The sequence below is a fragment of the Streptomyces sp. NPDC002790 genome, from assembly GCF_040295505.1.
Classification (GTDB): Bacteria; Actinomycetota; Actinomycetes; order Streptomycetales; family Streptomycetaceae; genus Streptomyces.
This window is the reverse complement of sequence record NZ_JBEOVM010000016.1, coordinates 76,511-98,042: the sequence shown is the minus strand read 5'-3', so window position 1 is coordinate 98,042 and position 21,532 is coordinate 76,511. Positions and strand designations below refer to the sequence as shown.

The following is a 21,532-nucleotide window of genomic DNA, read 5'->3' as shown; positions in this document are numbered from 1 at the left end:
GCCGCGGGGGGGTGGCCCCGGGGCCCCCCCCCCCCCCCCCGTCTGATCCAGGGCTTTTTTCCCCCCCCCGGCGGGTTTTGGCGGCCCGGGGTCCGGGGCGGAGCCCCGGTCTTTCAGGCGCGGACTACGCAGGACACTCGCCCCATGACCCGCATGATGGACGCATGGATCTTCGCGTATTCACCGAACCGCAGCAGGGCGCCACCTACGAGACGCTGCTCCGCGTCGCCAAGGCCGCCGAGGACTTGAACTACGGGGCGTTCTTCCGGTCGGACCACTACCTCCACATGGGCCCCGTCGACGGCCTGCCGGGCCCCACGGACGCCTGGACGACACTCGCCGGGCTCGCCCGCGAAACCCGGCGGATCCGGCTCGGCACGCTGATGACGGCCGGTACCTTCCGGCTGCCCGGCGTGCTCGCCATCCAGGTCGCGCAGGTCGACCAGATGTCCGGCGGCCGCGTCGAACTGGGCCTCGGCTCCGGCTGGTACGAGGAGGAGCACTCCGCGTACGGCATCCCGTTCCCGAAGGAGAAGTTCGGGCGCCTCGAGGAGCAGCTCGCCATCGTGACGGGCCTGTGGGAGACGCCGGTCGGCCAGCGCTTCAACTACGACGGAACCTTCTACCAGTTGAAGGACTCCCCGGCCCTGCCCAAGCCCACCCAGCCGCGCGTCCCGATCCTCATCGGCGGCCACGGCGCCAAGAAGACCCCCGCGCTCGCCGCGAAGTTCGCCACCGAGTTCAACATCCCCTTCGCCTCGATCGCCGACACGGAGCAGCAGTTCAAGCGCGTGAAGGCCGCGGCCGGCGAGCACGGTCGCGCCCCGGACGCGCTGACCTACTCCAACGCCCTCCTCGCCTGCGTCGGCCGCACCGACGCCGAGGTCAAGCGCCGCGCCGACGCCATCGGCCGCGACGTCGACGAGCTCAAGGCCAACGGCCTCGCCGGCTCCCCCGCCGAGGTCGTCGAACGCCTCGCCGCTTACCAAGCCGTGGGTTCCCAGCGGATGTACCTCCAGATGCTCGACCTCGACGACCTGGACCAACTCGAACTGATCGCCTCGGAGGTGGCGCCGCAGCTGAGCTGAGGCGTACCGCGACGGATAGGTCTCCTGCTGCCACGGTCGGGTGAAATCGCGTCAACCCGGCGCGTGGTGGCGGGGGTGCGCAGTGACCCGGCCCCGGCCCTGATCGTTGACTCGGGCGGAGCCGGACCGCCCGGCACCCGCGCCGGCGGTCACTGCCGGGCGTCACGATTGCGTCAACTGCCTCCCCGTGCGGGAGGCAGGGCCGAGGAGGCCGCAATGTCCCAGGAAGCCGCGCCCGATGAGGCCGTGCACGACACGTCCGCGCCGGAGCAGGAAGGCGCACCCAAGGGTCTGCTGCAGCAGATGGAAGAGCTGATGGCCGCGCTCAACGCCGACCTGACGCAGCTCGACGCCGACCTCCAACAGCCGCCCAGGACTTCACCACCGGCCGCCGAGAACATCTGAACGACCACCCGCCGAAAAAACGCCAGACTCCCGCCGGGCTCAGGCCGCCGAGTCCGTGTCCGGCTCCGGCGTGGGCTCCCGGTCGGCGAGGGGAAGCGCGCGGCAGCCTTCCGGGAGCCGCCGCAGTATCTCGAGGATTCTGTCCCGCGACTCGTCCGCCGCGTCGATCGCCTCCATGCACTGCCAATAGGCGCCCTCCTCGAACGACGCGCTCGCCACCCCGACGAGCGCGATCCCCACGTCACCGAGCAGCACGCCGAGATCCATCAACGCCCGGTGCACATCGCCCAGTTCGGTCAGCTGCGCCGCCCGTATCCCGCCGGCCCCCACGATCGGTGTCGCCGCGCCTCCGCTGCCGCGCGCTCCCGCCTCGCTCAGCCCCACCGCCTCGCCTCGTAACTCCGGTGGCCCCTGCATCGCGAGGCGACTCCCGATCGCCTGCGCCAAGGCCTGTGCCTGCCACGCCTCCCTCATGATGTCCCGCGGGTCCTGGCTCTCCGCCAGGGCCCGTCGGCCGACCCCGATGAGCCGCACCGCATCCATCGCGTCCCCGTCCGTCTCCCGCCCGAACTCCTTCGTCCACTACTCAGAGTGAAGGCAGATGCGATAAAAAGCTAGGGGAAGCCAGAAATTTGTGGACACAACGTTCGATGTGGATAACTCAGTGACTCCGGAGAGTGACATTCGGTCCCCGTGGGGGGCAGTTGAGGGGCGGTTGACGGAGCCCGGCCCTCCGCCTACTCGGACCCGGTCCCCTCGCCCCGCACCGGGAACCGCCGCTCGTTGCGGTCGATCTTCGCCGACAGCGCGGCCAGTGCGTCGATGCCCAGCACCTCGCACAGTTGCAGCAGATACGCGAGGACATCGGCGACCTCGTCCTCGACACGGTGGGCCGAGTCCGGGTGCTCCATCACGCGGGCCGACTGCTCGGGGGTCAACCACTGGAAGATCTCGACCAGTTCGGACGCCTCGACGCTCAGCGCGGCCGCCAGGTTCTTCGGCGTATGGAAGGGCTGCCAGTCCCGGGCGACCGCGAACCGGGCCAGGCGCGCCTGCAGGGCCGCCACGTCGAGCGGGCGGGTTTCCTCACGTTCCTCGTTCATCGTCCCAGGTCTACCATCGCCGCCCCTTCCGCCCGCGCCCCCCGCTCCGCCTCGGAGCCCTCGCCCACCGCGGCGACGAGCCGGATGTGGCCGCGGGCGCACATCCGGGCGGCCAGCGCGGTGAGTTCGGCGCACTGGGCGCGGTCGAGGCCCCGGTCGAAGCCGTCCGCGAGGACGGTCAGGCTCTGGTACGCCTCCGGGACCTCGGCCGCCGCGTCGACGGCGAGCACACGGGGCCCGGTGAGCAGGACCAGCGCGAGCGCGAGGTACCTCAACTCGCCGTCCGCGAGCCGCTCGACGGGACTGGTCGCCCCGCCGCCGCGGTCCACGACGGCGCACACGGTCCCGTCGGACGCGGTCTCCGCGCGTACGTCGGCCACCGGTCCCACGAGACCCGCGCGGGCAGCGGAGACGAGCAGCGCGTGCCTCGTGCTGCACTCGGCTCCGGTGCGGCGCAGCACGGCGGCGAGGTTGTCGCAGCCGCCGTGCAGCCGGTCCGCCGCCGCGGGCGCCGGGGTGCGCATCCGCGTGGGGTCGGGGTCACAGGCGAAGGTGGAGCGCAGGCCGACGACGACCTGCTCGGCCGCGGCGAGCACCTGGCGCTGCCCTTCGGTGCGGCCCGCGACGCGCAGCGGGAGCATCGCCGTGCCGAGCAGGTCGTCGGGGAGCGGCCCGCGGGTCACGGGGACCGAGCCCGCGGTGTGCCAGGCGGCCTGGACGTCGCGGCGGCCGGGGTCGCGCAGGGCGGTCTGGAGGTACGTGATGCCGGGCCCCGTCAACCGTTCGCCGACGATCCGGAGTTCGGGTTCCGCCTGGACGGCCAGGTCGAGCCGTACGGGTCCCACCGGGCCGTCGACGGTGCAGCCGATGTGGAACCCGCGGCGGCGTTCGGCGTCGGGCCGTGCGCGTTCGGGAACGTAGGCGTGGGGGTCCGGGAAGACGTCCGCCAGGTGTGCCCCGCCGCCAAGCCCCGCGAGCGCCGCGAAGGCGCGCAGCACGCTGGTCTTGCCGCTGCCGCTGGGGCCCGCCACGGCGGTGAACGGTCCGAGCGGGACGGTCGTGCCGCGGTGGCGGGCGAAGGCGGCGAGCCTGAGCCGGGTGACGCGCGGGCGGTCAGGGGACGCGCTGGGGAGCGGGGGTGCGCCCCGCTGGAGCACGGTCATGGGTTGAACGTAGGTGGCCCGCGTGCGCAGAACCGTTTGCGTGCGAAGGGCTTCCTACGAAAGAGCGACTATGCCCGTCGGGCTTGCCCGCGCGTCCCCGCGGTCGACCGGCGTTACGGCCTCGGGGCTCCGCGCCTCAAACGCCGGCGGGGCTGATATTGCGCTTACGAGACCGCGCCCTGTACGAGCCCCTGGACCTCGGTGCCCGGAGGGGCCAGCAGGAAGACGTTGCGGTCGACGCGGTGCATGCCGCAGCCGAGGCCGAAGACGGCGCCGCTGCTGAAGTCCAGGACCCGCTTGGCCACTTCGGTCTCGGCGCCGGACAGGTCGAGCAGCACCGGGATGCCGGACATGACGGTCTCCGCGACCTCGCGCGCGTCGCCGAACACGTTGATACGCAGGACGACGAAGCGTCGGCGCGGTTCGGTGTCGGCCTCCGGCATCGCCCGATGGTCGACGGCTGACGGCCACTCGTTGCGGCTGCGCAGCGGCACGACCTGGGCGAGACCTTCCCACTGTTCGTCGGTGACGTCGTGGCTGTTCACTCAGGTTGTCCTCGTGGTGTCGGCGCCAGGGATGACAGCTGCCCTGTTCTTCCGGCCGGGGGTGCCGGGGCTGCCCCCGGCCGGATGCAGCCCCCACCCCGTTCGGGCTCGCACTGTTGTCTGCACCGCCCAATTCTTACGCCATGTAACCCATTCGGCCCAACACCGACACGGCCCCGCCCCCGTGCGCCCCGTCACACCCAGGGTCCTTCTGACGGGCCTTGCTGGAGTCGCGTGCCCTGGCACGCACATCTGCCGCGTTGTCGTCGGTTGCCAACGCTCCGCGTTGACGCCCCCCCTCCGCCTTGCAGCTGCACGCACCAGCCCCCGCTCACCGGCACCGCTCGATCACGCCTCCCGGATCCAGCCTGGCCCGTCAGAAGGGCCCAGGTCGCCCGAGCGCGCCAGCCACCGCCCCGCGTGCCGCGTGACCTCGATGGGGCGACCGAAGCAGGACGTCATCAGGTTCTTGGTGAGTACGTCGTCCACCGTGCCGCTGGCGAGGACGCGGCCCTCGCGCAGCAGCAGCGCGTGGCTGATGGCCGGGGAGAGTTCTTCCAGGTGGTGGGTGACGGTCACCGTCGCCAACTCGGGCCGTCCGGCCGCGAGCTGACGCATCGTATCGATGAGGTCCTCGCGCGAGGGCAGGTCGAGCGCGTTGAACGGCTCGTCGAGCAGGAGCAGCGCCGGGTCCGCCATGAGGGCGCGGGCGATCAGCAGGCGGGCGCGCTGGCCGCCGGAGCAGACGCCGTAGGGGCGGTCGGCGAGCTCCTTGATCTGGAGTTCGGCGAGCAGCGCGTGGGCCCGCTCGCGCACCTCGTCGTCGTACGTCTTCCAGAGCGGCTGGACGGTGCCGCTGTGGCCGGTGAGGACGACGGTGTGGCCCGGCAGGTCCTGGGGGACGCGCTGCGAGGTGGAGACGTGGCCGATGAGGGCGCGCAGCTCGCGGACGTCGACGCGGCCGAGCCGGTGACCCAGGACATCGACGGTGCCGGTGGTGGGGAAGTTCGTGGCGCCGACGATCCGCAGGATGCTGGTCTTGCCCGCGCCGTTCGGCCCGAGCAGAGCCCAGTGCTCGCCGGACCGTACGGTCCAGTCGATGTCGTCGAGGATGGCCTGGCCGGTGGTGTGGCGGCGCATGCCCACGCCGTCGAGGGCGGCCACGGTCCGGCCCTGGTTCTCGCTCACGGCGCCTCCTGCCTCATCGCGTCTGCGACGCAGGATAGCTGCACGTTGCATTTATCCCGGCCGGTGTCCATTTCGTGGACGCAGCGGCCGTGTCCACCGACCGGTGGACCCCAGGTTCCACCGGTCGCCGCTGTCCGCGCCCGTACCCCCGCGACCAGCATGGACGCCATGACCAACTACACCGTACGCATGGCTCGTTGGAGCGCCGGGCACCCCTGGAGGGCGATCGCCGGCTGGTTCTTGTTCGTCGTCCTGTGCCTCGGTGCCGGGATCACCGTGGGCGGCGACGCCGCGACGTCCGCCGACTTCGGTGTCGGTGAGGCGGGGCGCGGCGAGGCGATCGCCCGGGAGGGCGGGCTCGCGCAGCGGCCCGTGGAGCGGGTGCTGATCGAGGATCGTGCCTCCGGACGCCTCGACCGGACGGTGGGCGGCGCCGTCGCCGATGACGTCGTCGGCCGGATGCGGGGGCTGCCCGAGGTGCGGTCCGTGGGCGAGCCCGTGTGGTCGAAGGACGGCCGGGCGGTCCGCGTCGACGTCACCATGAAGGGCGCCGAACTCGACGGGAAGAAGCACGTCGATCCGCTGCGGGCGCAGACCGCCGCCACGCAGAAGGCGCATCCGGAGCTGCGCGTCGAGGAGACGGGCGGGCCCTCCATCAGCCAGGGCGTCGACGAGCTGCGCGGCAGCGACCTCTCCCGTACGGAGATGATCGCGCTGCCCATCACGCTGCTCACGCTGCTGCTGGTGTTCCGCTCGGTGGCGATGGCGACCGTGCCGCTGCTGCTCGCCCTGTCCGCGATCGTCGCGTCGATCGGCCTGTCGATGCTGGCCTCGCACGTCTTCCCCGACGCCGGGGTCGGCACGAACATCATTCTGCTGATCGGGCTCGCCGTCGGCGTCGACTACACACTGTTCTATCTGAAGCGGGAGAGGGAGGAACGGGCGCGTTCGGACGGCGAGTTGAGTTCGCGGGCCCTGGTGGAGATCGCGGCCGCCACGTCCGGCCGTGCGGTCGTGCTCTCCGGGTTCGCGGTCGCCGTGTCCAGCGCGACGCTGTACCTCGCCGACGACGTGATCTTCTCGTCGATCGCGACGGCCGCGATCCTGGTCACGCTGGTCGCCGTGGTCAGCTCACTGACGGTGCTGCCCGCGCTGCTCGTGAAGATCGGCGCGCGGGCCGAGCGCCACGCCGCACGCAAGCCACGAAAGGCGAGGCCGCAAAAGCCCGTGCGGCGCAACGCCCTGCTGCGTCTCACCGCCCGCAGGCCCGCTGCCGTGCTGATCGTCGCGGTCCTCGCGATGATGGCATTGGCGGCTCCCCTGCTCGGCCTGAAGCTCACCGACATGGGCCGTGAGACGCACTCGCGGCAGACCCGGTCGATGCCCACCTTCGACCGGTTGAACGCCGCGTTCCCCGAGGTCAAGGCCTCACATCAGGTGCTCGTACGGGCCGGCGCCGAGCGCGCCGACGAGGTGGCCGGAGCGCTGCGCTCGCTCGCCGCCGACGCCAAGGACGACCCGGGCCTGAACGGCACGTACACCCTGCGCGGCTCCGCCGACCACCGCGTCACGTCGCTCGAACTGCCCGTCCCGCACTACGTCAGTACGAAGCCTGCTCAGGAGTCGTTGCAGCGGCTGCGTACCGAGTATCTCCCGTACGCTGTCGGCAAGTTGGGGGGAGGCGTCGACGCGGCCGTCGCCGGTGACGTGGCCCGTTACGCCGACTATCCCGCGCACCAGAAGGAGAAGCTGCCGCTGATCATCGGGGCGCTGCTGCTCGTGACGTTCGCGATGACCGTGTGGGCGTTCCGGTCCGTGCTGCTCGGTCTCGTCGGCGTCGTCCTGAACCTGCTGTCGGCGGCCGCGTCGCTCGGCGTGCTCACCCTGACGTTCCAGAACAGTTGGGCCGAGAGGCTGCTCGACTTCCAGTCGACGGGCACGATCGGTTCGCGGGTACCGCTGTTCCTCTTCGTGATCCTCTTCGGGCTCTCCATGGACTACCAGGTGTTCGTGATCAGCCGGATCAAGGAGGCCGCCGAGCGCGGGGTGCCGACGCGGCTGGCGGTGCTCGACGGGGTCGGCAGCTCGGCCGGGGTGGTGACCAGCGCGGCGTTCGTGATGGTGACCGTGTTCGCGAGCTTCGTGTCGCTGCACTTCATCGAGATGAAGCAGATCGGGTTCAGCCTGGCCGTGGCGGTGCTCCTGGACGCCTTCGTGATCCGGGTGCTGATCCTGCCCGCGCTCATGTTGCTTCTGGGCGAGCGGAGTTGGTGGCCCTCGCGCGGGCCACTGCGGGCCGCGACGTCCACGACCGAGCGCCCGCTCGCGAACGTAGGCTGATCACCGTGGACAGCAGCCGAGCGCCTCTCCTCGCCCCCAGCCCCACGACCGTCGTGCCCGCACTCCACCGGTGGAACGCAGTGGTGTGGGTGCTGTGCGGCCTGGTGCCGCCTGCCCTCGCGGTGGCGGACACCCCGGCCGGGACGAAGTACCCGACGTTCGTGCTGCTGTCCGCCATGACCTGCGCGTACGCGGCCGTGGCGATGTTCCCCGGCCGGGAGCTGCTGCGGCCGACGGCCTACCTCGCGCTGCTGGCCGCCGGGGTCGGCGCGGTGTCGTACACGATGGGCAGCGGCGCCGCCCTGTTCATCGTGTCGCTGCCGCACTTCTGGATCTACGCGTCCGGGCCGGGCGCCGCCCTCGCACTCAGCGGTGCGGCCGCCGCGCTCACGGCCGCCGGCACCATCGCCGGACGCGAGTCCGGTACCCAACTGCTCGGCGGCAACGTCCTGTTCACCCTCGCCGGGTACGCCGCCGGGTCCACGGTGGGCCTCCTCGTACACCGGCTGACGGAGCAGAGCGAGGCCCGCACCAAGAAACTGAGCCACGAACTCGCGGACGCCCAGCAGGCGTTGGACGCGGCGCAGCGCAAGCAGGGTGCGGCGGACGAGCGGGAGCGGATGGCCCGCGAGATCCACGACACGCTCGCCCAGGGCTTCGCCTCGATCATCGTCCTCGCGGAAGCGGCCCGCGCGGGACTCCCGGCAGAATCGGCGCGCTCCGCGCAGCAGTTGACGTCGATCGAGCAGACGGCACGGGAGAACCTGGCGGAGGCGCGCGCTCTCGTCGGCGCCACGCCCCCGCCGGGCGGCGGCGCGCAGGGCCCGGTGGCGGGCACACTGCGTCGCACCCTCGACCGGTTCGCCGAGGACACCGGGATCACGGTGGAAGCCGAGCTGGCCGAGGTCGACTGCGACCAGCAGACCCGTATCGCGCTGCTGCGCTGCACGCAGGAGTCGCTCGCCAACGTCCGTAAGCACGCCGCCGCTTCGACCGTCGTCGTGGTGCTGGAGCAGGGCGCGGGCGCCATCGATCTGGAGGTCACCGACGACGGGAGCGGTTTCGACGTGTCCTCGGCGCGCGGCTTCGGCCTCGACGGCATGCGCAAGCGGCTCGCCGAGCTCGGCGGCGAGCTGACCGTCACGAGCTCCCCGGGGGACGGCACCCGCGTTCTGGCCCAACTGCCCGGCACCCGGACCGAAGAGGAGCGAGCATGAGCGGCACGAGTGACGTGAGTGGCGTGAGTGATGCGGCGATGCTGCGGGTCGTCGTGGTCGACGACCACACCGTGATGCGGGCCGGCGTCGTCGCCCTGCTCGCACCCGAGGCCGGCATCGAGGTCGTCGGCGAGGCGGACGACGGCCGGTCCGGCGTGGCGCTCGTGGAGGAGTCGCGCCCCGACGTGGCGCTGCTCGACCTGCGGATGCCGGGGCTCGACGGGGTGGCGGCGACCGAGCGGATCGTCGCCGGGCCGAGCCGCACCCGCGTGCTGATCCTGACGACGTACGACACGGACTCCGAGATCGAGCGCGCGGTGGAGGCGGGCGCGATCGGCTATCTACTCAAGGACACCACGCGCGAACAGCTCGTCGACGCGATCCGTTCGGCGGCACGCGGCGAGACGGTGCTGGCCCCGCGCGTGGCCCAGAAGCTGGTGGCGAAGCTGCGCCGGCCGACGCAGACGGCGCTGACCGCGCGCGAAGTGGACGTCCTGACGGCGGTCGCGGACGGCCTGTCCAACCCGGACATCGCGAAGCGCCTCGTGATCGGTGAGGCGACCGTGAAGACACATCTGCTGCGCATCTTCGCGAAACTGGACGTCGGCGACCGGACGCGGGCCGTGGTCGTCGCGATGGAGCGCGGGGTGCTGTAGGGCGGGGTACTGAAGGGCGCGTCGCGGCCGGGTGAAACGGAGCCGTGCACGACCGTTGACACCCTCACCAACCAAGTGATCTATTCACTTCATGAGTTACGTCGACCAACCCTCGCTGTCCGAGCGCCTCGCGGACGACATAGTCGAGATCATCCGCACCGAGCGCCTCTCCCCCGGAGACGCCCTGGCCTCCTCGCGCGAGCTGGCCAAGCGGTTCGAGGTGACGACGCCGACCGTCCGGGAGGCGCTGCGCCGCCTGGAGGCCATGCAGGTCGTGGAGTTCCGGCACGGCTCGGGGACGTACGTCGGGCCCGGCATCGAGCGGCGGCTGCTCGCCAATCCGCACCGGCCGCGCACCTCGCGGCGGTCCGTGCTCGAACTCGTCGAGGCCCGCCTCGTCGTCGAGCCGGCGGTGGCGGCCGAGGCGGCGCGCATTCGACTCCCGCAAGGGGTCGAGCAGTTGGAGCACGCGGCGGCCAACGCCCTGTTCCCGCCCGAGGAGTCGCTGCGCCGGTCCGTGCACTTCCACGTGGCGCTCGCGACGGCCAGCGGGAACGCGCTGCTGAAGGAGACCGTCGAGGCGCTGCTCCAGGTCCGCGCCCGCGACCAGGTCGAGATCCGGCACCGGTACAACGACCGGGAGCGCGACCACGCCGAGCATCTCCAGATCGTCGAGGCGGTACGCGAAGGCGACGCGCCGGCCGCCGAGCGGATCACCCGCGAACACCTGACCGCGATCCGGGACACCGTGCTCGGCGCCGACTTCCCCGACGGAGGTGAGCTCTCGTGAGCTCCGAACAGCCCCTGCACCTGGCCGAGTTGACGACCGAAGAGGCCGCCGAGGCCGTCACCCGCGCACCCGTCGTCATCATCCCCGCCGGCGCCTACGAGCAGCACGGCCCCGGCATGCCGATCGCCACGGACACCATCCGCGCCGAGCGGATCGCCGACCTCGTCGGGGCCCGGCTCGCCGGACGCGTGGTGATCGGCCCGCCGCTCCCGGTCGGCGTCTCGCCGCACCACATGGCGTTCGCCGGGACGGTGACGCTGACGACGACCACGTTCGCCGCCGTCGTGCGCGAGTACGTCGAGAGCCTGCGGCGGCACGGCTGGCGGCGGTTCCTGGTGCTCACAGGACACGGCGGCAACAACGCGACGCTCACCACCGTGGCGCAGGACCTGCTCGTGTCCCACCCCGATGTGCGGTTCGCCTGGACGCCCGTCACCTCACTCGCGTCCGACGTGATCGGGGAGATGGGCGTGAGCGAGGTCAGCGGGCACAGCGGGGAGGCGGAGACCGCCCAAATGCTGCACCTGGCACCGGAGTTGGTGCATCGCGACCGCCTGGAGCCGGGGTCCGTCGCCGTCGACGGGCTCAAGCCCGAGGCGCGCCTCGCCCGCTCCTTCTCGCAGCCGACGCTGACCCTGCCGTACGACGAGCTGAGCGCCAACGGGGTGCTCGGCGACCCCACTTCGGTCACGGCCGAGGACGGCGAGGCCATCGTGGCCGCCGCCGTCGACCGCGTGTCCGCCTTCGTCGAGGAATGGCTCGACCTCTAGCTCCAGCCCCCTGACCCGCCCCCCCTGGCCCGTCCCACTGACCCGTCCCACTGACCCGTCCCCCTGAGCAACCCTCATTTAGGAGCCGCAATGAAGGGTCTACTTCGGCGTGCCTGCGTACTGGCCGCCGCGCTCGTCACCGTACCGTTCGCCCCGGCCCAGGCCTCCCCTGCCGCCCGCCCCACCGGCTGCGACGCCCCCACCGCGCAGCAACCCGGCACCAGCGTCCCGCACACCATGACCAGCGGAGGCCGCGAGCGCACGTACCAGCTCCACCTTCCCAACGGCTATACACCCGACCGGAGTTGGCCGCTGATCATCGCGTACCACGGGCGGGGCAACACCGGCGCCGGAACCGAGGCGTTCTCGCGCCTCTCCACGCTGCCCGCGATCGTCGCGTACCCGAACGGTGTCGTCGGCACCGGCGACGGGCAGCGGCAGGCCTGGCAGGGCGCCCCGTACGCGGCGGCCGGCGTGGACGACGTCGCGTTCACCGGGGACCTCCTCGACTCCCTCGAAGGCTCGCTGTGCGTGAACGAGCGGCGAGTGTACGCCACCGGCAAGTCGAACGGCGCCGGGTTCACCGGCCTGCTCGCCTGCCGGATGTCCGACCGTTTCGCGGCCGTCGCACCGGTCGCCGGCGCCTTCTACCCCGGCACGCGCGAGGGCGGCTGCGCCCAGGACCGCCCGATGCCCGTCCTCGACTTCCACGGCACCGGTGACACCACCATCCCGTACGCGGGCGACACCGACCGCGGGCTGCCCGCCATCCAGGACTGGGTGCGCGAGTGGGCCGACCGGGACGGCTGCCGCGCCCGAACGCCTGACGAGGTGACCGAGCCCGACATCACGACGTCGCGGTGGACCGGCTGCGCGGACGGCGCGGAGGTGGCGCACGTCGCGGTCACCGACGGCGGACACACCTGGCCGGGAGCCGACGGCTACAGCGGCGGCGGCTACACGACGCAGACGATCCAGGCCCACAAGGTGATGTGGGCGTTCTTCCGCAACCACCAACTCCCCTCCCCTCCACGCTAGTTCGGAGCCGACATCATGACCGTACAGAGAGAAGCGCCCCCGTCGGGCGGGACCGGAGCCGATGCGGCGCGGCTGCCCCTCGTCATCCGCGCCCTCGGCGTCGTCGAGCGGGCGGGGAACGCGCTGCCGCATCCGTTCTGGCTGTTCTGGATCCTGTCGGCGGTGCTCGCCGTCGTCAGCGCCGTGCTCGCCGGGTTCGACGTGTCCGTGGTGTCGCCCGCCGACCACAAGACGGTCGTCGTGCAGAACCTGCTCAGCGGCGACGGGCTCGCCATGGCGGTGTCGACGATGGTGTCGAACTTCGCCGAGTTCCCGCCGATGGCGACGATCGTGGTCGTCATCATGGGCGTCGCCGTCGCCGAGCGCAGCGGGTTCCTGTCCGCCGCGATGAAGGTCGGGGTCGCGCGGGTGCCCGCGTCGTGGGTGGTGTTCGCCGTCGCGTTCGCCGGGACGGTGGCGCACGTCGCGTCGGCCGCCGCGTACATCATCCTGGTGCCGCTCGGCGGCCTCGCCTTCCGCGCCGTGGGCCGCTCCCCGATCCTCGGCATCGTCGTGGCGTACACGTCGATCGCCTCCGGCTACGACGCGAGCCCGATTCCGACGCCGAACGACGCGATCTTCGCGGGCATCACGACGGCGGCCGCGAAGATCGCGGGCGGCGACGCCGCGTACGTGTCCCCGCTGTCCAACTGGTTCTTCAACATCGCCTCCTCCCTGCTGCTCGCCACCGTCATCACGCTGGTCACGCGGTGGGTGCTGGCCAAGCGGCCGGACCTCGACCCGGATCCGGACGCCGACGTCGAGGACCTGGGCACGCTGGACCTCAGCGAGCGCGAACGGTCCGCGCTGCGGCGGGCGTTGCTCGCGCTCGGTGGCGGCCTGCTGCTGGTCGTGGCGGCGCTCGTCCCCACGTCCTCGCCCCTGCGCGGGGACGGCGGCAGCATCGTCGAGTCCCCGTTCATCGACGGCATCGCGGCGGTCGTGGCCATCCTGTTCGCGCTCACCGGCATCGTGTACGGGGCGCGCTCGGGGTCGATCGCGAAGCCCGGCGACGTACCGAAGCTGATGGCGGCGGGCGTGAAGCAGATGGCGCCCGTGCTGGTGCTGTTCTTCGCCATCGCCCAGTTCCTCGCCTACTTCGACTGGACGCACATCGGCGACGTCCTGGCGGTGCGGGCGGCGGAACTCTTGGAGCACAGCGGGATGCCGATCGTCGTGGTGTTCCTGCTGATCCTGCTTCTGCTGACCGTCGTGAACGTGGTGGTGACCAGCGGGACCGCGATGTGGGCGCTGGCCGCGCCCGTCCTCGTACCGATGCTGATGCTGGCGCACGTGCCGGCCGAGACGACGCAGGCCCTGTTCCGCATCGCCGACTCCGGGTCGACCGCGATCACCCCGATGAGCCCGTACTTCGTGATGGCCCTCGGCTTCCTCCAGCGCTATCGCAAGGACGCGGGCATCGGCACCCTCGCCGCGTACACGCTGCCCCTCGCCATCGCGATGACGGCGACATGGACGCTGCTGTTCCTCGCGTGGTGGGCGCTCGGGATTCCGCTGGGGCCGGGGGCTCCGGTGCGCTGAGGAATGTGTGGGCGGGGGCCACGAGCAATGCGCGGGTGGGTCTACGCCCACGTCCTCAGTACCGGCGACCGTTCCTCGACGGCCTGCGCGGCGTCCAGCAGGCCGTCCTCCGTGAACCGGCCGCCCACCAACTGCACCCCGATCGGCAGCCCGTCGTGCGCGGCCACCGGGACGGTGACGGCCGGGAAGCCGAGGATCGGGACCGACGTCATCGGCCACATCGCCGGGAAGAGCTCCAGGCCACGCGTCTCGTCCGCGATGTCGGCGTCCTGCTCGAAGGGCGGCTCGGCGCACACCGGGGTCAGCAACAGGCGGCCGGTGCCCAGGAGTTGCTGGAGCCGAGTGACGAGTGCGCCGCGCCGACCCCAGCCGTTGATGTACGTCTCCAGGTCCGGCGCCGCGCCCCACACGGCGGCCGACGCCTTGAAGTGCCGGGCCAGTGCGGTACGGATGGCGTCGTCGCCGATCCGGTCCACCACGCGGAGCAACGGCCTGGTGTCCTCCGTGAGCAGGAGCAGCCACAGCCGGGCGGCCTCCGCGAGGAGTGGTTCGGCCGCCACCTCGTCGACCTCGTACCCGGCGTCGGCGAGGCGGGCGGCGGCGTCGGTGAGGGCCGCGTCGACGGCAGGGTGGTTCTTCGCGCCGTCGTTGCCCCGGACGAGCGTGACCCGGGTCGGGGCCTGGCCGCGCGCTTCGGGCAGCGCCGGGACGCCATAGGGGTCGCGGAGGTCGGGCGTGCTCATGGCGTGCAGCGCGAGCCGCGCGTCCGCAACCGTCCTGCCGAGCGGCCCCTGCACCGCGCAGGCCTGCACGGTGGGCGGGAGGTCGAGCGGCATCCGGCCCTGCGGAGTGTCGGCGTACGCGGGCGGCGCCCAGCCGGAGACCCGGCCCACGGTGGGCCGCAGCCCGACCACGCCGCAACAGGCCGCCGGGAAACGGATCGACCCGCCGATGTCGTTGCCCTGCGCCAGCGGCGTCATCCCGGCCGCGATCCCGGCCGCCGCTCCCCCGCTGGAGCCGCCGGGCGTGCGTGCGGCGTCCCAGGGGTTGAGGGTCCGCCCGTGCAGGTCGTTCGTGGAGAACCAACGCAGCGAGAACGCGGGCACGTTGCTGCGCCCGAGCGGTATCGCCCCGGCGGCACGAAGGGCCGTGACGCAGGCCGCGTCCTCGGCGGCGACCTCCCCCGCGAGCGCGGCCAGACCGTTGGTCGTCGCGTGGCCGCGCTGCTCGGTGTTGACCTTGATGGAGACGGGCACGCCGTGCAGCGGGCCGGGTTCGGCACCGGCCGCGAGGTCGGCGTCGGCCTGTCGCGCGGCGGCGAGCGCCTCGTCACGCCGGACCTCCACCAGCGCGTTGACCTTCGGGTTCGTCTCGTCGATGCGGTCGAGGCACGATGTGACGACCTCGTACGAGGAGACCTCCCCTTCGCCTACGGCGGCGGCGAGTTCGGCCGCGGGGCGCTGCCACAACTCGGTGTTCTGGCCGGGACTTCCCATGGGGCACCTCTTCCGGTTCCAGCTGCTTCTGGCTGCTTCTGGCGCGGCGCGAGCGTGAGATACAACGGCGTTTTATTTCGCGCACAGACTGCGGCCCGGCACCCGCCGATGTCAACAGCGGTTCCGCGGAAGGGCGTTCAGTCCGCGGACTCCCGCAGCCTGTCGATCACGGCCAGGATCGCCCGCTCGCCGCGCTCGGCCGGCCAGCTCTCGGGGTCCTCCAGCGTCGCCAGCCAGTAGCCACGCAGGATCAGATGGAGGATGTCGCCGCTCACTTCCGCGTCGGGCAGCCCCGCTTCGGCGACCAGCTCCCCGAGGCCCTCCCGGTCGCCGCGCGCGGTGGACCGCCGCATGTCCTCGACCTCGGCGCCGGGCCCCGCACTGGCGATCTCCATCATCAGCCGGCGCACCACCTCGTCGTCCTGCTCGGTGGTGCACATCCAGCGGACCGCGGCGCGCAGCCTGTCCTCACCCTCGGCGCCTTCTATGGCCCGCTCCAGCTCGCGGGTCCAGTCGGCCCCGGCGCGGCGCAGCGCGTTGATCATCAACGCGGCGCGGCTGGACACGTAGTTGGTCACCATCGCCGTGGACCCACCGAGCTGCTGGGCCACGGCCCGGATGGTCACGGAGCGCACGCCGCGATCCCTGGCGACCTGGATGGTGGCGCTCGCGATCTCGTCGAGCCGCTTGGCCTCGTCTACCTCGATCGGCATGTCGCCGACCTTAACCCAATGGGTTGACCGCGTTCACACGGAGCTGCAATGTTGTTGTACAACGCCGTTTCATCACGGCGCCGCTCTCCCTTCACTCGTCCTCTCCAGCCCTGTTTCCAGGAGATTTTGGGGGACCCCTCCATGACCTTTCGCTTCACGCGTGTCGGCCCGGCTCCCGTGTCCGAGCGGGCCCGCCAGTACCGGGTACGGATGCGCGACGGGATCCGGCTCGCCACGGACGTGTATCCACCCGATGGCGCCGCGGACCCGGCGGACCTCGCGGACGTGCCGGTCCCGACCGTCCTCGTACGCCTGCCGTACGACAAGAACAGCCGCTACGTGTACTTCGACAAGATCGCCGCCCGCTTCACCGCCCGCGGCTACGCCGTCGTGGTGCAGGACGTGCGCGGCAAGTTCCGCTCCGAGGGGCAGACGCTGCCGTTCCTGCGCGAGTCCGACGACGGCTACGACACGATCGACTGGATCGTCCAACAGGCCTGGTCCGACGGGCTGGTGGGCATGTTCGGCGACTCGTACTACGGCTACACGCAGTGGGCGGCGGTGGCCTCCCAGCATCCGGCGCTGCGGGCCGTCGTGCCGCGCGTGACCACGGTCGACTTCAACGCGACGACCCAGGGAAGCGGCCCGCACGACCCGCCGGGCGTCGGCCGGCCCGTGTGGCTGGAGGGCATCGAGTACTACGCCCACTACTGGGTGGACCAGGGCCTGTACGCGTACGAGCCGGATCGGTCGGTGCGCCCGGTCGTCGAGCAGTTCGAGGAGGCGTTCCGCGCGATCGGCGCCCGCTCGGCCTGGTTCGACGCGCTCGTTCCGCACTTCACCGACCTGTTCCCGGCGCGCGGCAGGCACCCCTATGACGCGCGCCCCGTACCGGTGCTGCACTGCGTGGGCTGGTTCGACAACATCCTGATCCCGCACCTGCGCGACTATCTGGCGCTCGCGGCCCGGCCCGGCTGGGACGCCGTGCAGTACCTGTGGGCGGGCGCGGTGGACCACGAGAACTACCGCCTCGCCGACGCGCCCGCCACCGCCGGGACGGACCACGGGGCGAACCCGGCGGCCCTCGACCGGATGCTTCCGCAGTACGTCGACCCGGCGATCGAGTTCTTCGACGTGTTCCTGAAGGGCGTCCGGCCGGTCGGCGAACTGTCCAAGGTGCACTGGGAGTTGGGGCACGGCGAGTGGCATACGTCGACGAGCTGGCCGCCGCCCGGAACCGTCGAGCGCACGCTCTGGCTGGAGAGGCCCGAGCGGGCGGCGGGACCGCTTCCGGGCGGGACGCTCACGGACTCCCCTGCGGGTGCGCCGAGTTCGGCGCAGTGGACGTACGAACCGGAGGAACTGGTGCCGTCGGACACCTTCAACTCCTTCGAGTATCTGCACAGTTACCCCGATCTGGCGGGCACGGCCTCCCGCGACGACGTGCTCGTCTTCTCCGCGGCGGCGCTCACCGAACCGCTCGACCTGGTGGGGCCGCTGGGCCTGCACCTCCATGTCGCCGGCACCGCCCCGGTGTTCGACGTCTTCGTGAAGCTCGTGGACGTGCGCCCCGACGGGCGAGCCCACCTGATCGCGCGCGGCGAGGCCTGTATACGCCCCGACCTCGCCCCGGACGAGATCCGCGTCGACCTCGGCCACACCGGCTACCGGGTGCGCCCGGGACACCGGCTCGCCGTACTCCTCGCGTCCAGCGACTACCCGCTCTTCCTGCCGTCGTCCGGCAGTGAGGACAACCCGTGGACCACGGCCGCGGCCAAGTCCTCCGTCCAGACGCTTCGCACAGGCGACGCCCACCCCTCACGCCTCACCCTCTCGGTCCTGCCCACCGGGGCCTGACCCGGCACCCGCACCGCCACCCCCCACAGCGAAGGACCCCGTACCGCCTCAGCACTCCATCCTCCTCAGGAGCACCCTCATGCACGCTCCCCGACTCACCGTCATCTCTCTCGCGGCGCTGGCCACCACGCTCGCCCTGACCTCCTGTTCCTCCTCCGGAACTACCACGACGACCGACGCGATCAAGCTCACGGCCACCACCCCCACCGCGCGCGGCACCCTCGACCACGTCACGTGGAACCTGCCGATGGGCGAGCCGAGCACGCTGGACCCGGCGAAGGTCGGCGACTACTCGCCCAGCACCGTCGCGTCCAACGTCTGCGACCCGCTGATCCGCCTGAAGGCCGACTACTCGACGGCCCCCGGCCTCGCCACCTCATGGAACCGGCCCGACCCGAAGACCCTCGTCCTGAACCTGCGGCGCGGCGTCCGCTTCTGGGACGGCAGCCTGATGACCGCCACCGACGTCGTCGCGAGCCTGGAGCGGCAGCGCGTCCCGGCAACGCAGAGCGTCAACGCCCCCGTGCTCGCCAACGTCACCACTATCAAGGCCACTTCGGGACACCAGGTCACCGTGCGCTTCCGCACGCCCGACTCGCTGTTCCTGAAGTACCTCGTCAACGGGTTCGGCGCCGTCAACAAGGCCTCGTACCTGAAGAAGGCGGGCCCCGCGTACGGCACGGCGCGCGGTGGCCTGATGTGCACCGGGCCGTTCAAGTTGAACAGTTGGCGGTCCGGCGATTCCATCACCCTCGTGCGTAACCCCGCGTACTGGGACGCGTCCCTGCGCCCCAAGGTCAAGAAGCTCACCTTCCGGTTCATCACCGACAACGGGACGCTCACCAGTGCCCTCATGTCCGGTCAGATAGACGGCAGTTACGAGCTCGCGTCGACCTCCGCGAAGGCGCTGCGCGGCTCGAAGGAAGGGAGCGTGCACTACGGCCCCTCCGCGCAGACCGTGTTCCTCGGGGCCACCTCCCCCACCTCGCCGCTCGCCGACCGCCGTATCGCCGACGCGCTCTCACTCGTCCTCGACCGCGACGCCCTCATCAAGAACGTCTTCGACGGCGCGGCCCAGCGCCAGAAGACTTTTATCCCCTCCCTGGTCTGGAAGAACAGCCCGGCCAAGGACGTGTACGCCAAGGGGTACGCCGCGCTGCCCGCCTCCCCCGAACCGAATGCCGCGAAGGCGAAGACGCTCGTCGCGGAGGCCGCCCCGAAGCGGCGGACGCTCACGGTCGCCATGGCCGCCGGCGACCAACAGTCCTTGCAGACCCTGACATTCCTCCAGGCCTCCGCCAAGCGGATCGGCCTCAAGATCGTCATCCGGCAGTTGCAGCCGACCCAGATGTCCGGCCTGTTCTCCAACCCGGCGCTGCGCAAGGGGCTCGACGCCACGATGACCCTCGGATACGTGGACATCCCCGACCCGCTCGCGTACGCGGACATGCTCACCGACCCGAAGTCCCCGATGAACTGGGTCAACTACCGCAACAGCGAGGTGACTTCACATGTTCGGGCCGCCAAGGGCACGGACGACCCGAAGACCTCCGCACGCGAGTTCACCAAGGCGCAGGCGCTGTACGCGCAGGACTACCCGATCGTGCCCATCGCCTGCCCGTACGAGCGGATGTTCCTGAACAAGCGGATCAGCGGCACCCCCGCCTCCTTCGCCTACATCAACATGCCGTGGGCTGCGTACATCGGCGGCACCGGCGAGAGCGCCGGCTCCGGGTCGGAGTCCTCATCATGATCTGGCGGTTCATGGCCCGGCGCGCCGCGATGCTCGCCATGACGGCCCTCATCGCGAGCGTCGCCGTGTACGGGGCGCTGTTCGTCTCGCCGGGCGACCCCGCGACGCTCCTCGTCGGCGGCGGCAAGCCGCCCAGCGCCCGCCTGCTCGCCGAGATCCACCACCAGTACCACCTCGACGACCCGTTCCTCCAGGGCTACTGGCGTTGGCTCACCGCGCTCCTGCACGGCGATCTCGGACAGTCCCTCAGCTACCGTGACTCCGTCTCGCACCTGGTCGGCGACCGGCTCGGCAACACCCTGTTCCTCGTCGCCTTCGCCGCCGTCCTGATCATCGTGGCGGGTGTAGCCCTCGGCACGCTCGCGGCGCTGCGCGGCGGCTGGGGCGAGACGGTGGTGACCGTCGTGACGACGACACTGATGGCAGTGCCGACGTTTGTGATGTCGGTGCTGCTGATCTGGTGGCTTTCGGTGCGCTGGGGCCTCTTCCCCGCGTACGGGAGCGGGTCGGGGTTCGCCGGGCGGCTCGAGCACCTGACGCTGCCCGCGCTCGCGCTCGCCGCGACCTGGCTCGCGTACGTCGCCCAGGTGACGCGCTCCGCGGTGCGCGCCGAACTCGCCTCGGAGCATGTACTGACCGCGCGCGGCCGTGGCCTGCCGGAACGGCTCGTGGTGCGCAAGCACGTGCTGCGCAACGCGTCGGCGCCCATCTTCTCCGTCTCCGGGGTGGCCGTGGCGGGGCTGATCGCGGGCTGCGCGATCGTCGAGCAGGCCTTCGGGATCAACGGCATCGGGGCACTGCTCGTGCAGAGCGCCGCGAAACAGGACCTGGCGGTGGTGCAGGCTCTCGCGCTGATCAGTGTCGTGCTGTTCGTCGGCGTGAACACCGTGGTGGACGTCGTCTCCGCGCTCCTCGACCGGCGTACGCCACTGGAGGCCACCGCATGACGACCCATCAACTCATCGTAAGCACCCGCCTGTCGGGGCACGCACGCTCACTGGTCCGCGGCAACGGCTTGCTGATCGCCGCGGCCACCGTCGTCGCGCTCGTCGCCCTCGCCGCCGTGTGCGCACCGCTCATCGCGCCGTACGATCCGGAGGCCGTCGACCCGATGGCCGTCTACCAAGGCAGCACGAGCGCCCACTGGTTCGGCACCGACGACACCGGACGCGACATCTTCTCGCGTGTCCTGTACGGGGCGCGGCTCAGCCTGCTCGCACCCGCCGTGGTCACGCTCGTCGCGAGCGTCGTCGGCACGGCGATCGCCATCTCGGCGGCGTGGCTGGGTGGTTGGTACGACCGTGTCGTCTCGACGGCCCTGAACGTCGTGTTCGGCTTCCCGGGCCTGATCCTCGCCGTGGTCGGCGCGGCCGTCTTCGGCGCGGGCCTCCAGGTGGCGGTCGTGACACTGTCCGTCGCCTACCTCCCGTACGTCGCACGGACCGTACGCGGCGCCGCGCTGCGCGAGGTCCACCTGCCGTACGTGTCCGCGCTGCGCATGCTCGGCGTGCCGGGCCGGCGGATCTGTCTGCGCCACCTGACGCCCGCGCTGCTGCCGCTGATCCTGGTGCAGGTGACGGTGTCGTTCGGCTACACGCTGCTCGACGTGGCGGCGTTCTCGTTCATCGGCCTGGGCGCACAGCCGCCGACCGCCGAGTGGGGGCTGATGGTCGCGCAGGGCGCGTCGGGCGTCCTGGCGGGGCGGGCCGAACAGTCGCTGTACGCGGGCCTGGTGATCGTCGTGTTCGTGATCTCCTGCACGCTGCTCGGCAACGGCCTGTCACGGCGGCTGCTGGGAGAGGAGGGCGGCCGATGACGACCAGGCAAGG

The 21,532-nt window shown here is 71.6% G+C and carries 20 protein-coding genes; 13 read left to right on the top strand and 7 right to left on the bottom strand.

The genetic code is table 11. From position 1 onward, the window contains the following. Nucleotides 1–164 precede the first annotated feature (164 nt). Nucleotides 165–1,088: an LLM class F420-dependent oxidoreductase gene (locus ABT004_RS11405; RefSeq protein WP_351334266.1), complete on the top strand. Its 924-nt coding sequence runs from the start codon at nt 165–167 to the stop codon at nt 1,086–1,088. Between the two features lie 216 nt (nt 1,089–1,304). Further along, nucleotides 1,305–1,493, top strand: a complete 189-nt coding sequence (locus tag ABT004_RS11400; protein WP_351334264.1) for a hypothetical protein — start codon at nt 1,305–1,307, stop codon at nt 1,491–1,493. A gap of 39 nt (nt 1,494–1,532) precedes the next feature. Here the strand turns inward: ABT004_RS11400 and ABT004_RS11395 are convergent, their stop codons facing one another. The 5 genes from ABT004_RS11395 to ABT004_RS11375 all read right to left on the bottom strand — a co-directional run bounded on the left by ABT004_RS11395 (nt 1,533) and on the right by ABT004_RS11375 (nt 5,444). Next, nucleotides 1,533–2,036, bottom strand: coding sequence for a DUF6099 family protein (locus ABT004_RS11395; protein ID WP_351334262.1), 504 nt, complete (start codon nt 2,034–2,036; stop codon nt 1,533–1,535). A 194-nt stretch (nt 2,037–2,230) separates the two neighbouring features. Beyond that, a complete protein-coding gene (locus ABT004_RS11390; RefSeq protein ID WP_351334259.1) occupies nt 2,231–2,596 on the bottom strand; it encodes a nucleotide pyrophosphohydrolase in 366 nt (121 codons plus the stop codon). Further along, on the bottom strand, nt 2,593–3,759 hold the full coding sequence (locus tag ABT004_RS11385) for an AAA family ATPase (protein WP_351334257.1): 1,167 nt from the start codon (nt 3,757–3,759) through the stop codon (nt 2,593–2,595). Before ABT004_RS11385 ends, ABT004_RS11390 begins: the two co-directional genes overlap by 4 nt. Nucleotides 3,760–3,923: 164 nt before the next feature. After that, nucleotides 3,924–4,304, bottom strand: a complete 381-nt coding sequence (locus ABT004_RS11380; RefSeq protein ID WP_351334254.1) for a cell division protein SepF — start codon at nt 4,302–4,304, stop codon at nt 3,924–3,926. Between the two features lie 348 nt (nt 4,305–4,652). Continuing rightward, entirely contained in the window at nt 4,653–5,444 is a 792-nt protein-coding gene (locus ABT004_RS11375; protein WP_351334286.1) for an ABC transporter ATP-binding protein, read from the bottom strand. A gap of 216 nt (nt 5,445–5,660) precedes the next feature. Between ABT004_RS11375 and ABT004_RS11370 the strand changes: the two genes are divergently transcribed. The 7 genes from ABT004_RS11370 (at nt 5,661) to ABT004_RS11340 (ending at nt 13,884) form a co-directional block, all read left to right on the top strand. Further along, nucleotides 5,661–7,832 carry an MMPL family transporter gene (locus tag ABT004_RS11370; protein WP_351334252.1) on the top strand — a complete coding sequence of 724 codons (2,172 nt, stop codon included), beginning with the start codon at nt 5,661–5,663 and terminating at the stop codon, nt 7,830–7,832. Nucleotides 7,833–7,837: 5 nt separating this feature from the next. Then, complete coding sequence (locus tag ABT004_RS11365; protein WP_351334250.1) at nt 7,838–9,049, top strand: sensor histidine kinase; 1,212 nt, start codon at nt 7,838–7,840, stop codon at nt 9,047–9,049. Further along, nucleotides 9,046–9,705, top strand: coding sequence for a response regulator (locus tag ABT004_RS11360; RefSeq protein WP_351334248.1), 660 nt, complete (start codon nt 9,046–9,048; stop codon nt 9,703–9,705). The genes ABT004_RS11365 and ABT004_RS11360 overlap by 4 nt, the downstream gene beginning before the upstream one ends. A 91-nt stretch (nt 9,706–9,796) precedes the next feature. Then, on the top strand, nt 9,797–10,495 hold the full coding sequence (locus ABT004_RS11355) for a FadR/GntR family transcriptional regulator (RefSeq protein WP_351334245.1): 699 nt from the start codon (nt 9,797–9,799) through the stop codon (nt 10,493–10,495). Next, a complete protein-coding gene (locus ABT004_RS11350) occupies nt 10,492–11,265 on the top strand; it encodes a creatininase family protein (RefSeq protein WP_351334244.1) in 774 nt (257 codons plus the stop codon). Before ABT004_RS11355 ends, ABT004_RS11350 begins: the two co-directional genes overlap by 4 nt. A 90-nt stretch (nt 11,266–11,355) precedes the next feature. Next, nucleotides 11,356–12,303, top strand: coding sequence for a CE1 family esterase (locus tag ABT004_RS11345; protein WP_351334243.1), 948 nt, complete (start codon nt 11,356–11,358; stop codon nt 12,301–12,303). Nucleotides 12,304–12,318: 15 nt separating this feature from the next. Further along, entirely contained in the window at nt 12,319–13,884 is a 1,566-nt protein-coding gene (locus ABT004_RS11340) for an AbgT family transporter (protein WP_351334241.1), read from the top strand. 41 nt (nt 13,885–13,925) lie between these two features. Here the strand turns inward: ABT004_RS11340 and ABT004_RS11335 are convergent, their stop codons facing one another. Both ABT004_RS11335 and ABT004_RS11330 read right to left on the bottom strand, forming a co-directional pair. Then, a complete protein-coding gene (locus ABT004_RS11335) occupies nt 13,926–15,380 on the bottom strand; it encodes an amidase (RefSeq protein ID WP_351334240.1) in 1,455 nt (484 codons plus the stop codon). Nucleotides 15,381–15,517: 137 nt separating this feature from the next. Beyond that, nucleotides 15,518–16,093 carry a TetR/AcrR family transcriptional regulator gene (locus ABT004_RS11330; RefSeq protein ID WP_351334238.1) on the bottom strand — a complete coding sequence of 192 codons (576 nt, stop codon included), beginning with the start codon at nt 16,091–16,093 and terminating at the stop codon, nt 15,518–15,520. Nucleotides 16,094–16,234: 141 nt separating this feature from the next. On the opposite strand from ABT004_RS11330, the gene ABT004_RS11325 reads away from it, so the two are divergent. The 4 genes from ABT004_RS11325 to ABT004_RS11310 all read left to right on the top strand — a co-directional run bounded on the left by ABT004_RS11325 (nt 16,235) and on the right by ABT004_RS11310 (nt 21,519). After that, the gene (locus ABT004_RS11325) at nt 16,235–17,950 is read left to right on the top strand and encodes a CocE/NonD family hydrolase (RefSeq protein ID WP_351334236.1); all 1,716 of its coding nucleotides are present in this window, start codon (nt 16,235–16,237) and stop codon (nt 17,948–17,950) included. Between the two features lie 79 nt (nt 17,951–18,029). Further along, the gene (locus ABT004_RS11320) at nt 18,030–19,703 is read left to right on the top strand and encodes an ABC transporter substrate-binding protein (RefSeq protein ID WP_351334233.1); all 1,674 of its coding nucleotides are present in this window, start codon (nt 18,030–18,032) and stop codon (nt 19,701–19,703) included. Continuing rightward, nucleotides 19,700–20,650: an ABC transporter permease gene (locus ABT004_RS11315; protein ID WP_351334231.1), complete on the top strand. Its 951-nt coding sequence runs from the start codon at nt 19,700–19,702 to the stop codon at nt 20,648–20,650. Before ABT004_RS11320 ends, ABT004_RS11315 begins: the two co-directional genes overlap by 4 nt. Beyond that, nucleotides 20,647–21,519: an ABC transporter permease gene (locus ABT004_RS11310; protein ID WP_351334229.1), complete on the top strand. Its 873-nt coding sequence runs from the start codon at nt 20,647–20,649 to the stop codon at nt 21,517–21,519. The genes ABT004_RS11315 and ABT004_RS11310 overlap by 4 nt, the downstream gene beginning before the upstream one ends. Nucleotides 21,520–21,532: the final 13 nt, after the last annotated feature.

Bases quoted from the DNA above. Each gene is read 5' to 3' on its own strand.
- ABT004_RS11370 (WP_351334252.1), top strand. From the start codon at position 5,661: ATGACCAACTACACCGTACGCATGGCTCGTTGGAGCGCCGGGCACCCC.
- ABT004_RS11315 (WP_351334231.1), top strand. From the start codon at position 19,700: ATGATCTGGCGGTTCATGGCCCGGCGCGCCGCGATGCTCGCCATGACG.
- ABT004_RS11345 (WP_351334243.1), top strand. From the start codon at position 11,356: ATGAAGGGTCTACTTCGGCGTGCCTGCGTACTGGCCGCCGCGCTCGTC.
- ABT004_RS11385 (WP_351334257.1), bottom strand. From the start codon at position 3,759: ATGACCGTGCTCCAGCGGGGCGCACCCCCGCTCCCCAGCGCGTCCCCT.
- ABT004_RS11395 (WP_351334262.1), bottom strand. From the start codon at position 2,036: ATGGATGCGGTGCGGCTCATCGGGGTCGGCCGACGGGCCCTGGCGGAG.
- ABT004_RS11390 (WP_351334259.1), bottom strand. From the start codon at position 2,596: ATGAACGAGGAACGTGAGGAAACCCGCCCGCTCGACGTGGCGGCCCTG.
- ABT004_RS11335 (WP_351334240.1), bottom strand. From the start codon at position 15,380: ATGGGAAGTCCCGGCCAGAACACCGAGTTGTGGCAGCGCCCCGCGGCC.
- ABT004_RS11310 (WP_351334229.1), top strand. From the start codon at position 20,647: ATGACGACCCATCAACTCATCGTAAGCACCCGCCTGTCGGGGCACGCA.
- ABT004_RS11400 (WP_351334264.1), top strand. From the start codon at position 1,305: ATGTCCCAGGAAGCCGCGCCCGATGAGGCCGTGCACGACACGTCCGCG.
- ABT004_RS11340 (WP_351334241.1), top strand. From the start codon at position 12,319: ATGACCGTACAGAGAGAAGCGCCCCCGTCGGGCGGGACCGGAGCCGAT.
- ABT004_RS11325 (WP_351334236.1), top strand. From the start codon at position 16,235: ATGACCTTTCGCTTCACGCGTGTCGGCCCGGCTCCCGTGTCCGAGCGG.
- ABT004_RS11375 (WP_351334286.1), bottom strand. From the start codon at position 5,444: ATGCGCCGCCACACCACCGGCCAGGCCATCCTCGACGACATCGACTGG.
- ABT004_RS11360 (WP_351334248.1), top strand. From the start codon at position 9,046: ATGAGCGGCACGAGTGACGTGAGTGGCGTGAGTGATGCGGCGATGCTG.
- ABT004_RS11405 (WP_351334266.1), top strand. From the start codon at position 165: ATGGATCTTCGCGTATTCACCGAACCGCAGCAGGGCGCCACCTACGAG.
- ABT004_RS11320 (WP_351334233.1), top strand. From the start codon at position 18,030: ATGCACGCTCCCCGACTCACCGTCATCTCTCTCGCGGCGCTGGCCACC.
- ABT004_RS11330 (WP_351334238.1), bottom strand. From the start codon at position 16,093: ATGCCGATCGAGGTAGACGAGGCCAAGCGGCTCGACGAGATCGCGAGC.
- ABT004_RS11355 (WP_351334245.1), top strand. From the start codon at position 9,797: ATGAGTTACGTCGACCAACCCTCGCTGTCCGAGCGCCTCGCGGACGAC.